The organism is Bradyrhizobium quebecense (assembly GCF_013373795.3).
GTDB lineage: Bacteria > Pseudomonadota > Alphaproteobacteria > Rhizobiales > Xanthobacteraceae > Bradyrhizobium > Bradyrhizobium quebecense.
The window spans coordinates 6,436,830-6,449,661 of record NZ_CP088022.1 but is presented as its reverse complement, the minus strand read 5'-3'; the positions used below and the strand labels follow the sequence as shown (position 1 = coordinate 6,449,661).

At 62.1% G+C, this 12,832-nt stretch carries 11 protein-coding genes; 5 read left to right on the top strand and 6 right to left on the bottom strand.

The genetic code is table 11. The annotated features are described in order from the left end of the window. The first annotated feature begins 54 nt into the window (after positions 1-54). Both HU230_RS31055 and HU230_RS31050 read left to right on the top strand, forming a co-directional pair. On the top strand, positions 55-1,830 hold the full coding sequence (locus HU230_RS31055) for an NAD(P)-binding domain-containing protein (protein WP_176528549.1): 1,776 nt from the start codon (positions 55-57) through the stop codon (positions 1,828-1,830). 23 nt (positions 1,831-1,853) lie between these two features. Further along, complete coding sequence (locus HU230_RS31050; protein ID WP_176528550.1) at positions 1,854-2,816, top strand: alpha/beta hydrolase; 963 nt, start codon at positions 1,854-1,856, stop codon at positions 2,814-2,816. Between the two features lie 218 nt (positions 2,817-3,034). On the opposite strand, the gene HU230_RS31045 is transcribed toward HU230_RS31050, so the two are convergent. After that, positions 3,035-4,240, bottom strand: coding sequence for an ABC transporter substrate-binding protein (locus HU230_RS31045; RefSeq protein ID WP_176528551.1), 1,206 nt, complete (start codon positions 4,238-4,240; stop codon positions 3,035-3,037). Between the two features lie 369 nt (positions 4,241-4,609). Beyond that, positions 4,610-4,837, bottom strand: a complete 228-nt coding sequence (locus tag HU230_RS31040) for a hypothetical protein (protein ID WP_176528552.1) — start codon at positions 4,835-4,837, stop codon at positions 4,610-4,612. A 1,494-nt stretch (positions 4,838-6,331) separates the two neighbouring features. Between HU230_RS31040 and HU230_RS31035 the strand changes: the two genes are divergently transcribed. Together HU230_RS31035 and HU230_RS31030 are read left to right on the top strand one after the other, a co-directional pair. Then, complete coding sequence (locus tag HU230_RS31035) at positions 6,332-6,529, top strand: hypothetical protein (protein WP_176528553.1); 198 nt, start codon at positions 6,332-6,334, stop codon at positions 6,527-6,529. A 364-nt stretch (positions 6,530-6,893) separates the two neighbouring features. Beyond that, positions 6,894-7,349, top strand: coding sequence for a very short patch repair endonuclease (locus HU230_RS31030; protein ID WP_338077310.1), 456 nt, complete (start codon positions 6,894-6,896; stop codon positions 7,347-7,349). Here the strand turns inward: HU230_RS31030 and HU230_RS31025 are convergent. The 4 genes from HU230_RS31025 to rpmB all read right to left on the bottom strand — a co-directional run bounded on the left by HU230_RS31025 (position 7,305) and on the right by rpmB (position 11,465). Continuing rightward, positions 7,305-8,567 (bottom strand): DNA cytosine methyltransferase, encoded by a 1,263-nt coding sequence (locus tag HU230_RS31025; RefSeq protein ID WP_176528555.1) that lies wholly within the window; start codon positions 8,565-8,567, stop codon positions 7,305-7,307. The genes HU230_RS31030 and HU230_RS31025 overlap by 45 nt on opposite strands. Then, positions 8,564-9,583 carry a hypothetical protein gene (locus HU230_RS31020; protein ID WP_338077476.1) on the bottom strand — a complete coding sequence of 340 codons (1,020 nt, stop codon included), beginning with the start codon at positions 9,581-9,583 and terminating at the stop codon, positions 8,564-8,566. Before HU230_RS31020 ends, HU230_RS31025 begins: the two co-directional genes overlap by 4 nt. Continuing rightward, positions 9,556-10,674, bottom strand: a complete 1,119-nt coding sequence (locus HU230_RS31015) for an IS630 family transposase (protein WP_166107040.1) — start codon at positions 10,672-10,674, stop codon at positions 9,556-9,558. Before HU230_RS31015 ends, HU230_RS31020 begins: the two co-directional genes overlap by 28 nt. Positions 10,675-11,156: 482 nt before the next feature. Next, the gene (gene rpmB, locus HU230_RS31010) at positions 11,157-11,465 is read right to left on the bottom strand and encodes a 50S ribosomal protein L28 (protein WP_176528557.1); all 309 of its coding nucleotides are present in this window, start codon (positions 11,463-11,465) and stop codon (positions 11,157-11,159) included. Between the two features lie 352 nt (positions 11,466-11,817). Here rpmB and HU230_RS31005 point away from each other — a divergent pair, with 352 nt between their 5' ends. Then, positions 11,818-12,648 carry a DUF3108 domain-containing protein gene (locus tag HU230_RS31005; RefSeq protein WP_176534794.1) on the top strand — a complete coding sequence of 277 codons (831 nt, stop codon included), beginning with the start codon at positions 11,818-11,820 and terminating at the stop codon, positions 12,646-12,648. Positions 12,649-12,832 lie beyond the last annotated feature (184 nt).

Here is a 12,832-nt window from a genome sequence, read left to right as displayed (position 1 = left end):
TTTTCGGGAGCATGTTGTCAGATAGACGGCAACTGCTCCCGAGAAAGCACGATCATGCTGGACCAACTGAACCCGGCTACCGAGGACACGCCTGAACTCCTGGCCGAGCGCTGGATCGGTGCGCTGGATGCGGCGCTGACGAGCCGTTCCCTTGACGCTCTTGCCGCACTGTTTGCGACCGAGAGCCACTGGCGCAACATCCTCGGCATTTCCTGGCATTTTGCGACGTTCAGCGGGCGGCAGCGCGTGGTTGCCGAGTTGCTCGCGCACGCAGGCGCAGTGAACGCGCGCGGCTTTCGTCTCGATGGCCGTGCCTTGATACCGCGGCGCGCCGTGATGGCCGGACGCGAGGTGATCGAGGCGATCTTCACCTTCAACACGTCGAATGGCCCCGGCACCGGCGCGGTCCGCCTGTTGCAAGAGAGGGGTGGAAATTCCGCGTCGTGGACGTTCTCCACGATGCCTGACTTCGACCGCATCTGCGACGCGCGCGCCAAACACGCCACTGAGGAATCCTTCGCGCGCGATTTCGCCGCGCCCGATTGGCTGGAACAGCGGCAGACCTCGCGCGCCTATGCCGACCGCGAGCCCGACGTGCTTGTTGTCGGCGGCGGCCATGCCGGCATCGCGGCCGCCGTCGAGTGCAAGCGGATCGGGCTCCATGCCCTGATCGTCGATCGCCAGCAGCGCATCGGCGACAATTGGCGGCTGCGCTATCGCGGGCTCAAGCTGCACAACAAGACGCCGGTCAATCTGTTCCGCTATCTGCCGTTCCCGCCGACCTTTCCGGACTACATCCCGAAGGACAAGATCGCGAACTGGCTGGAGAGCTATGTCGACATCATGGAGCTCGACTTCTGGACCGAAACTGCGTTCGAAGGCGCGCGCTATGACGAGACCGCGCAGCGCTGGACGGCGACGCTGCAACGGCCTGACGGTCCGCGCACGCTGCATCCGAAGCACGTCGTGCTCGCGACCAGCGTCAGCGGCACGCCGAACATCCCCGCGATCCCGGGCATCGCGCAGTTCGGCGGCAAGGTGCTGCATTCCAGCGCGTTCGCGGCGGGACGCGAATGGGCAGGGCGCTCGGTGATCGTGTTCGGCACCGGCACCAGCGCCCATGACATCTGCCAGGAGCTGCACGCGGCTGGTGCCGACGTCACCATGATTCAGCGCAGCCCGACCATGGTGGTCAATGTCGAGCCCGCGCAGCTTTACGACAAGACCTATCTCGGTGATGGTCCGCCGATCGAGGTGCGCGACATCCTCAATTCCGGCGTGCCGCTGCCGGTGATGAAGATCGCGCACCGGATCATCACCGACGAGGTGAAGCGGCTCGATGCATCGTTGCTCTCGCGGCTGGAGCGCGCCGGCTTCCGGCTCGAATTCGGCGAGGACGGCACCGGCTGGCCGCTGAAATTCCGCTCCCGCGGCGGCGGCTATTACTTCAATGTCGGCTGCTCCGAATTGATCGCCGACGGCAAGATCCGCCTGATCCAGGCCGCCGACATCACCGGCTTTACCGCCGATGGCCTCGCGCTGAAGGACGGCACGACGCTCGCCGCCGAGCTGTTCGTGCTCGCCACCGGCTACAAGGGCCACGATCACCTGCTCGCCAAGCTGTTCGGCGAGGACGTCGCCGAGCGCGTCGGCCGTGTCTGGGGCTTTGACGATGCGACGCAGGAGCTGCGCAACATGTGGACGCGCACGGGCCAGCCCGGCCTCTGGTTCACCGGCGGCGCCTTCTCGCAGGCCCGCATCTACAGCCGCTTCATCGCGCTGCAAATCGCAGCGATCGAGGCCGGCAGCCTTTCCAAGCATCTGAACTGAACTGCAAGCACTCAAGGACTCCCATGCCGCTTCCGCTCGATCCCGTCATTGAGACAATCATCCCGCTGCTGCCGCTGCGCGATCCCGCAACCATGACGCCGCAGAGCTGCCGCGATTCGCTCCGCGCACTGGCCGAGGCGCGCAAGGCGGTGCCGCCGCCGCCGGTCGATGTGGCTGATGATATCGCGGTCGCGGGCGCCGCGGGCAAGCTCGCGGCGCGGCTCTATCGCAACGGCCGTGGCACGGCGCCGACCGTGATCTTCTTCCACGGCGGCGGCTGGGTTGCCGGCGATCTCGAGACCCACGACCGCCAGGCGCGCAACCTCGTGATCGAGACCGGTGCGGTGGTGATCTCGGTCGATTACCGCCGCCCGCCGGAGACGCGCTTTCCCGGCGCCTTCGAGGATGCGTTCACTGCTGTCCGCGACGTCGTCGCGCGCATCGCTGAATTCGGCGGCGATCTCTCCCGCGTCGGCGTCGCCGGCGATTCCGCGGGCGGCAATCTCGCCGCCGCCACGGCGCTCGCCTGCCGCGACGCCGGCATCAGGCTCGCCGGGCAATTGCTGGTCTATCCCGTCACCGACGTAGCAGGCAATTTTGCCGATGCGGGCGAGAACGCGAAATATCCGTCGCGCGCCGAGAATGCCGAGGGCTACTTCCTGACCCGTGCGACGATGCAGTGGTTCGCGGGACATTACCTCGCAGATCCCGCGCAGGGCGCCGACTGGCGGGTCTCGCCGCTGCGCGCGAAGTCTCTCGCCGGTGTGGCGCCGGCGGTCGTCACCACGGCCTGGTTCGACCCGCTGCGCGACGAGGGCCATGCCTATGCCAAGGCGTTGCAGGCGGCCGGCGTGCCCGTGACGTATCATACCGGCGAAGGCCTCATTCACGGCTACTTTGGCCTCGGCGATGCGTCGGAGGCGGCGCGCGCCGAGGCGCAGCGCGCGCGGGTGGATTTTCGGGTGCTGTTGGAGCGGGGAGTTTAGTCTCCCGTCGCACCAGCCATCGTTGGCGAAGGGAGTATTGCCACATCGTTGTCCCGGCCTTGTGCGCAATTACGCACAGGAGCCGGGATCCGTAACCACCGCAGTTCGTTGTTGCGATGGCTGTGGCCCCAGCGTCGCGCCACACTTCCATTCGGGGTAATGGGTCCCGGCCTGCGCCGGGACGACGCTGGGGATGGTTTTGCGTTCGACAACTCCCCTCAATCATTCCCGATCGTGTCGCCGAACAGCTGCCATGTTTCGCCGTTGAACTTCTGCAGCCGCATCGCCTCGACCGGGAAGTAGTCGGTCGGCGAGGTCTTCACCTTGATGCCGGGCAGGAACATCGGCAGCGCGATGTCGAGGTTGGCGGCCTGCTTCATGATGTTCTCATGGGTGAGGTCGTCGCCGCATTGCTTCAACACCTGCACCGTCGCCTCCGCCACCACATAGCCGTAGACGATCAGCTGGTCCTGCAGATTGCCGTCCGGGAAGTATTTCTTCATGAAGTCCTGCCAGGCGATCACGTCCGGATCCGTCTTCCACTGCGGATCGTTCGGATCCTTCAGCGAGTAGGACGAGATGATGTCCTTGGCGTAGTCGAAGCCGGCCGGCTTCAGCACCGAGGACACCGAGGTCGAGGTCGCCGCGAGGAAGAACAGGTCGGGCTTCCAGCCGATCTCGCCGATCTTCTTGATCGCCTGCGCGGCCTGCTTGGGGATCGCGTGCATGAACAGCACGTTGGCGCCGGAGGCTTTCAGCTTCACGATCTGGCTGTCGACGGTCGGATCGGTGGATTCGTAGGTGGTCTCCGCCACCACCATCTTCGCGGTGTTCTCCGGTCCCAACCCCTTCTTGAAGCCGTTGCCGTAATCCTTGCCGGCGTCGTCGTTCTGGTAGAACAGCGCGATCCTGGCGTCCGGCTTTTGTGTCAGCACATATTTCGCATAGACGGCGGTCTCGGCCTGGTACGACGGCTGAAAGCCGATCGACCACGGATAATGCTGATAGTCGCCCCACAGCGTGGCGCCGGCGCCGACGAACAGCTGCGGCACTTTCTTGTCGTTGAGATATTTGCGCACCGCAAGGCCGGTCGGCGTACCCAGCGGATTGAGGATCGCGGCGACCTCCTCCTGCTCGACCAGCTTGCGGGTCTGCTCCACGGTCTTCGGCGGCGAGTAGCCGTCGTCGAGCGTGATCAGATTGATCTTGCGCCCGTTCACGCCGCCCTGGTCGTTGATCATCTTGAAGTAGGCGGCCTGCGTCTTCGCGATCACGCTGTAGGCCGACGCCGCGCCGGAGAATGGCGAGGTCTGTCCGAGCTTGATCTCGGTGTCGCTGGCGCCCGCGCCATATTTCTTCTCGGCGGCGTGCGCCTGTGTCGCGAGCGCAAGCGCGAGTGCTGCCGTGATGGCCTTCCAGATCATCGTGAGCCTCCCTGTGGCGTTCTTATTGTTCGCGAGGGAGAGCTTACGTGAGGTCGAGGGAGGCAGGCTTGCGACGAGACGCCGGGGCAGGGATGCGAAAATGCGGCGGGGTTGCAATAGCGAGGCTGGCAAAATCAGCGCAATGTGCGGTGGCTTGCCGTAGAGTGAAATAATTGCCGCCTCCAAACCTCGCCCCGCTTGCGGGGAGAGGTCGGATCGCATGGAGCGTAGCGCAATGCGATCCGGGTGAGGGGGTACAGGTACGTCCGCGAGTCCTGCTGGCGGAGAGAGCCCCTCACCCCAACCCTCTAAGAGCGAGCTTCGCTCGTCTCGACCCCGCAAGAGCGGGGCGAGGGAGAACTCCTAACCTCAGCGGTAGCGCACGCTGCCGGTGGTGACCGGATCGGTCGGCAGCACGGTGGCGCCGGCTCTACTGGCGGCGGCGGAGGTGATCATGCCGGGCTCGGCCGCGGCCTGCACATCACGGGGCGGGTTGAATTCGAGGATGACGAGGACTGCCGTAGCCAGCACCGCCACGGCGGCGGTTGCGAGCGCAGGCACCAGTCTTCCGCGCGGATCGGCTGCGCGAACTTGCATTGACCAATTCCTTTATTGGGGTCGTTCTTTGGACGTGATGTAGGAACGGCCAGGCTTCTTCCCAAGAGTGCGGCGCACATGCCTCACAATCAGTTGTGCCGGCCGTGATGTCCTTCACGGTGTTCGAGCCGCGCGGCGTGACCGCGTCGAATCGCATTCGTGTCGGACGGCTTGTTTGCACACCATGAGTTGGAAGAGATCGTGGCGTTTTGCATGCGCCTCATGCGCTCGTGATTGATCGCGTGAGGTTGTGATTAATGCCTTCCGCCTTCGCTGAAGCTACAGCGCGACAAGCCGCTTTTTGCCGTGATTTAGAGGCTTTCTTCGATGTGTATGGCGTGTGCGTTAAGGCTTTTTTCACGCGCTTTCGACGCATCACGCAGAGATTCGTGTGATGTGCGCGTGATGGAAGTGATGACACCGCTGTCATTGGCAGCAGCAGTCAGTTGGCTTGCCATAAACTCGCGCCGTCGTCATTGCGAGGCGTGTCGCGCCGTAGCTTCAGCGGAGGCGGAAGCAATCCATCTCTCCTCACGCGACGCGATGGATTGTTTTACTCCGCGCGTCATCACGCAAAGAAGAATCCTCTCCGGCACCGCGCATGCACGTCATGGTCGGATCGATTCACCTGTCAGACAGCAGGAGAGGGTATGCGCTCGCGATCTCGCGGCACGATCGGCCCGAGCTGAGCTGTAGCTTGACCCTCGCTGATGAAGCAGAGGGCGCAGGGAACGCCGGGTGCCAGCACGCACCCATGGGTCCCGAGCAACAAAAAGCTCGGGAGGTAGGACCACAGGTACGGCCGGGCGATCCCGGCGTTCCCCGCGCGGTTGGTTTACGGCTTATACGTGCTCTCCCCGGCGAGACTGGGCTTGTTTGTCACCGTTTTCACAAGACGCGTTTGCGTCTTGTGAAAAGACACCTGCCGCTAGGGCGTCAGGCCTGCACGATTTCGCCGTCCGCGATGAGGCGCACTCGTCTCGCGCGCTTCTCGCGTCCACCGCATTCCGCACCCAACGTCCGTGACGATCGCGATACGCCCCTCTCAGAGGAGGCGGGACGCGGTCTTGTACTGCTGAGTTGGGGTCCCGGGGAAGAGGAATATTTTCTTCGTGCGGACTGGACAGGGTGTGTCGCCTTGAACTTGCTGGCGAAATTCGTTTTTGGCGCACGGCTGCCGCGGCCGTGGAACTTGCGCTGCGGTTCCGACTTGATGCTGCGGGCTGGTTACCGGCCTGCACGGCCTTGCAATTTCCTGCCCCCAAAGCCAGGGCCGTGCACTCCCCCGGGGGCGCCAGCTCCCGGGGCCTAGCCCGCGTGGCGCCAACTCCCTTCAAAAGGTCGCAGTCGATTTCCTTCGCTGTGTTCACTACTGCACCGTCAAGCCGCGCCCCGCAGGCGTAGTCTCGGCTCATCACCGCGCGAATGTCCGGCACTGCCGGTGACCGAGAACGCCAGTTGCGCTCCCGCCTTCGGATGCAATGGAGCAGCGTGATGCAGAACAGCCTTCCCAACCCGCGCAGGTCCCCGGAGCAGCACCTTGCGGATGAATCGATCCGCCTCCGCGACCAGGCCCGCGTCATGCCGCCCGGCGTCGCACGCGACCGCCTGATCCGCATGGCCCGCCAGGCCGAAACCGCCTCGCGCATCGACGCGTGGGTGATGTCGCCGGGGTTGCGGTCGCCGAAGTGAGGTGGGTGGCGGGCGACAGCGCGATCCGTCCTGTCCTCGTGACGTGTTACGATCTGGAGCGCGTGATCCGGCAGCGGCCGCGACATCGGTGAATTCGACGGCGCTGGTCACGATCGCGCAAGCAGTGGTCGGTCGATGTAGACTTAGGACATTGCGAGGTGACCGCGTGCATTGGCGCGGCGCGATCGGCCCAAGTTGTGCGGGTGGTTCACTTTGAAAATTGCTGGGAAAATTGGAGGCTTAGCGCACGGATCGCGTTTGCCGTTCACTCTTGCATCGGTCTCAGGTTCGATAGCTAGCCGCCCGCCCGAAGTGAGCGCAACGACAAGAGCAATCAATCATTGTCGCATCGGCATTTGGTGCGATGCCTCTTTCCGAATGCAGAGCGGAGGAGCAAACCAGCATGAGTTCTATCCCTTCCGACGTCCGTTCGCAGATGATGCGGAGCATAAGGAAGTCAAACACAGCGCCGGAGCTATCTGTTCGGAAGTTGCTTCGCGATATCGGTGTTCGCTATCGACTCCATGCGAGAGACCTGCCCGGTAGCCCAGACATTGTCCTGCGCCAGAAGCATAAGGCTATCTTCGTACATGGTTGCTTCTGGCACCAGCACCCCGGCTGCAAGCTGGCAAAGCGTCCTTCCGCTCGACCGGAGTACTGGCTGCCAAAGCTCATACACAACCAAGAACGCGACAGATTGGCGCTGGCTGCATTAGCTGACTTGATGTGGAGCGTGCTCGTTGTGTGGGAATGCGAATTGAATGATCCCGAGCTTCTACGGACTAAGCTCAAAAGGTTCGTCTGCGCCGACCGGCGTTGATCCATCGCGCGAAGTGGCGCGATAACCTCGGCCCGTTCCTGGATGTGCCTCGTGATCGCCTCGCAGCATCAAGTACTCCGCCGGAACGCGCGCGACCTTTTCGGGAGCCGGAATGGGGGCCCGGGCAAGACTAATCGCTAGCTTACGCGCACCCTTCACAGGGCGGTTGAGCAACTGAAAACTGATCTCACCCGCAAGAACTTCCGCCAGGAGTGAAGGCACAGCATTCCCTAGTTGACGCTGTGCATCCGCATACGAGCCCGCAATCTGAATATCCTTCGGAAAAGTCTGTAGTCGTGCGATCTCGCGGACGCTCAAAAGCCTACTAGTCCAGTGAAAAGGTCCGGTGGCGGGCCCTGGCTGAGCTTGAATGGTCCAGGAGGGAGCGTTCTTCGCAAGCTTCAAGAGAAACGACCAATACCGTCGTCTCCATCCAAACAGTGGTTCTCCTTCCCCCCGATCTGTGTGCCAAAGGTAGTTCTGGCCCTCGGGGATGCTGGGTAGAAGGTTGGCCCATTTGCCGCGCAATTTTAGGGACGCTAGTTCAGCTTTCGAAAGTCGAATTGAGCGTAGCGCATCCCAAGCGGTTAGGTACCGTCGCTGACCGGCGCGTAATTCGGCCAACGGTGCGTGGCTTTCGTCAGGAAAAACAAACGAGGAGCCGTCCCGCGCAGCGATGACGAACAGCCTCCTACGAAGTTGGGGAACTCCGAAATCGGCAGCGTTCAACACTGCAGTAAATGGCACGTAATTTGTGCCGTGCTGAACGTTAATCTCGTCAAGCCTCTTACGTATGTGTTGTAGTCCTTCGTCTTTGCCTTTGAAGCCGAGCCCTTCGACGTTCTCCATCAAAAACGCGCGCGGCTTTGTACCCTCCAGGACTCGCAAGAAATTCTCTAGGGTCGATGCTCTCGGGTCATCAAGCCGCTTCGTCGAGCCTGTAGCCCAGAAGCCGGATTTCGAGAAAGGCTGGCAAGGCGGTCCTCCGATCAAGACGTCTGGTTCGGAGACCTTTAACTTGGCCTTCTCCAAGATCTGATCAACGCTGACCGAGTTGATGTCTGATTGAATGACAGGCCATCGCCGATTCAATTGGATTGTCTGAACGCACAACTCGTCCAACTCAACGGCGACTGCTGTTCGAAAACCAGCTGCTTCGAAGCCATAATCCAGTCCACCGGCCCCCGTATACAGACTAATGGCGGTGAACTTCTTCATGAGTTTCTCGCGTTCGCTGCTGCTCGGAAAACCGCTGTGGGATCACTCTGCCAATTGTGATCGACGCGAAGATTGCTTGCCAACTTCCCCTCACACTTACCATGTTGGGGCAAATAATTTGGAAGTATGTATCGAAATTCCCAAGATTCTGTCACGGCATGTAGGCATGCGGCAACGACGTCGAAGTCATCTTGCGAGTAGTAGCGAGAGCAAGGATCCGCTTTTGATGCCCTCGTTCGCTGGAAGTCGAGGCGCGGCAATCCCTTACTGTCAGTTTCTCGAAGCACGTTCTTGCACTCGATCGTAAGAAGAGGGCCTTCCTCAAACCTTACGTGTAGGTCGGCCGCACCTTCCTTGTTAATTGGCTGACAATAGGTAATCCCGGCGGTGCGCGCGAGAGTGTCCTTCAAATGTCTCTCCGCTACCCAGCCACGAACAGCCATCTTGAGACGCTGGGCGCCAGCAATTACGTCGAGGACTTCCTCCGGAGCCAATCGTAGTTCCGCAGCTAAGGGATGCTGCACGACGTCCGTGAGCGACAGATTTGCTCCGGGTGCCGTAGGCAGCCGAGAAAAGAACTCCGCTTTTTGGGCAAGGAGCTGTCGGTTCCCGGGATCCAGACCCTGCGCCGCGCGCTCAAACCTAATTAGGTCGAGAAGGCGATCCTTGGTGCCTCCCACGAGCACTTCGACTGGGTCGTCTTGGCGATTGATCCGGCTTCTTTCCCAAGCGATCCAGCCTTCACGCTTGATGTCGTCGGCGTTCTTGTCCTTGAATTCAATGCGGATGAAAAATTTTGTCGGATTATGTATCTCAGGATCCACTGCGACAAAGAATCCTTCATCAGGCGATATGCCTAGAAAGATCGTTGTGAAAAGTCCGAGCGGATCTTGGAAGACGGGATGCAGATTGTTGTCGAGCTTGCTTCCGTATTTGACTTGAAAGCTTCGTTCGTCTTCCGGCCGGTTCTTGGTGGGGGTGCGCGTCGCTAGTGTGGTGGACCAGAAGTTCGCGATATCGAATCTGGATTTGGCGGAGCGTTGTACCGGCAGAAGCGTTCGATGGATGCCAGGATGTCATCGGCGGACTTAGTCCAGCGGAACGGCTTGGGATCGGCGTTGTGCCGGTCGATGAAGGAAGCGATGTCTGCCCGGAGGGCGGCAACGCTCCGATAGATGCCGCGTCTGATCTTCTTGTCGGTCAGGAGTGCGAAGAAGCGCTCGACCTGGTTGAGCCATGACGAACTGGTCGGGGTCAGGTGCACGTGCCACCGGGGCCGCTTGGCGAGCCATCTTCGGATCAATGGCGTCTTGTGCGTGGCGTAATTGTCCATGATCAAATGGACGTCGAGGTCGCGCGGCACGGCAGCCTCGATCTCGTCGAGGAACTTGCGGAACTCGACAGCACGGTGGCGTCCGTAGCACTTGCCGATCACCCGTCCACTGGCAATGTCGAGGGCGGCGAACAGCGATGTGGTGCCGTGCCTTGTGTAGTCATGGCTTCTTCGGGCCGGTTGGCCGGGACGCATCGGCAGCATCGGCTGACTGCGGTCCAGTGCCTGGATTTGGGATTTCTCATCCACACAGAGAACGATGGCGTGCTCCGGCGGGGAGACGTAAAGTCCCACGACGTCGCGCACTTTGGCCACGAAGTTTGGATCGGTCGAGAGCTTGAACGTCTCCAGCCGGTGCGGCTGGAGCCCGAAGGCCCGCCAGATGCGTTGCACCGTCGACACCGACAGGCCGCTGGCCTTCGCCATGCCGCGGGAACTCCAATGGGTGGCGTTCTCGGGGCAACTCTCCAACGTCCTTACGATCAGGGCTTCGATGCGGGCATCGTCAACCGTACGTGGCGCCCCGGAGCGGGCCTCGTCATGCAGCCCGTCCACGCGCCGCTCCACAAAGCGCCGCCGCCACTTGCCTACCGTTGACCGGCCCAAGCCCAGCTTGGCCGCCACTTCCTTGTTTTGACCGCCTTCCGCGCAGGTCAGCACGATCCGGGCTCTCAGAGCCAGCGCCTGCGCCGTCTTCCGCCGCGTCGTCAGCGCCTTCAGTTCGGCGCGCTCTTCATCACTCAATGTCAGGGAGGCAAGTTGCCGGACCGCCATCAGATCCTCCGTCACTGCTGCTGCCTCCAGCCTTGGCACAGCGACGCGAACCTACTGCGAATCTACGATTGCGAACTTGTGACTCGGGACACTAGAAACGCGTACGCTACGACCCCAATCCGCTCACCTGCCGCCGTTTCAAATGTGATGATGAACGGAGCCGTGTCTGGCGCGGAAGAATGGATGATCCGGCAGCCCTGGCCTTCCAACGCCTCACGTATGAACCGCAGAAGAGGCTCGCGGCTTGCCCTCTGCACCCGATAGGTGCGTGGCCCCTCAAACATCTTGTCCTCACGGCTTTCAAAATTCCAGCAGGCCGCTGCAATTTGGCGAATCGAGAATGCAAGTGAACGAATACCATACTAGATCGCGCTCTTCGTCGCTTCCGCGAGCGAGGGCCGGAGTAGCAAAACAAAAACAGCCGGGTCATCCGACCCGGCCGTTTCAAATCTCTTTCCGCGAATTCCGCTCTTGCGTCGCGCTTAGCTCGCCTTCTTCACGAACGCCGGCTTGCCGACCTTCTTCTCGATCGCGCGCTTGAGATCGAGGGCGCGGGGCGACAGCACCTCGGCCTTGGCCTTGATCAAGTAGGCATCGAGGCCGCCATTGTGGTCGACGCTCTTCAGCGCGTTGGTCGAGACGCGCAGGCGCACGTTGCGGCCGAGCGCATCCGAGATGAAGGTCACATTGGCCAGGTTCGGCAGGAAGCGCCGCTTGGTCTTGATGTTCGAGTGGCTCACCTTGTGGCCCGTCTGGGGGCCCTTGGCCGTCAGTTCGCAGCGCCGGGACATTACCAAAATCCTTATTGCATCCCCGCCTCTCGATCGGACGTGCAATCACACGGCCCGCGCGGGGGTTTTGAATTCGCGTCCATTTTCCAGGAACCGCGGGTGTATAGGGGGAGAATACCCGAGCGTCAAGATTATATCGCCGCATGGACGTCCCGGGAAATGGCGGTTCATAAGCGCTACCAGCCACTTAACGGCGGATATGGCAACCATATAAAGGGCGTATTCGGCTGCAAGTCTTGGTTCCATAACAGATGCGCGCGTTGTCCGGCCGAATTGAACGTCCAGATGGATGACGAAAGAGCGCCGATAGCAGGACCGTCAGGTAGGTTAAGTGACCACCGCCATTGCCCTTTTGCCCCCGCTCGGCCGGCTCGTCGGTCTGTGCGCCGGTGTCCTCTTGCTGTTTTGCGCCGAGCGCGCGAGCGCGCAGGGGCGGCTCGACGCCCAGTATGAGGCGACGCTCGCCGGTATCCCGGTCGGCAAGGGCAGCTGGACCATCGAAATCGGCGACGACACCTTCTCGGCCTCGGCCCAGGGCGGCACCGCGGGGCTCCTGAAGGCGTTCTCCGGCGGCAGCGGCTCGGGCGCCTCGCAGGGCCGCGTCGTCAACGGTGCGCTGACAGCCTCGTCCTACACCGCGACCACCACCACCTCGAAGAAGTCGGAGACCATCCGGATGGTGCTCGCCAATGGCGGCATCAAGGAATCCACGATTGAGCCGGAGCCGCCGGTCGATGCCGACCGCCTGCCGGTGACCGATGCGCAGAAGAAGAACGTGTTCGATCCGATGACCGGCTCGTTCCTGCGCGCGCCCGGCAATGCCGAATTGATGAGCCCGGATGTCTGCCGCACCGGCGCCGGCGTGTTCGACGGCCGCATGCGCTACGACCTCAAGCTCGATTTCAAGCGGGTCGAGATCGTCAAGGCCGAGCGCGGCTATCACGGCCCGGCGCTGGTCTGCGCGCTTTATTTCGTGCCGATCTCGGGCTACATCCCGGATCGCCCCGTCATCAAATATCTCGCCGCCCAGCGCAACATCGAGGTCGCCTTCGTGCCGATCGCGGGCACCCGCCTTCTGGTGCCGTTCCGCATGACGATCCCGACCCCGCTCGGCCAGGCCATGCTGGAAGCCACCTCGTTCGTCACCACAGCCGCGCCGCCGCGCGTGGCGAAGACGCAGTAGGGATTTCGTTCGCTGCCACGCTGCTCGACCGTCACCCTGAGGAGGCCGCGCAGCGGCCGTCTCGAAGGGCGACGCCACCGGCCGGGCCGATTCATCCTTCGAGGCTCGCTCCGCTCGCACCTCCAGCGACAAAGGCGAAGCCTTTGCGCGGGGATGACGGGTCAGGGAGGGCGACTTGTCAGGG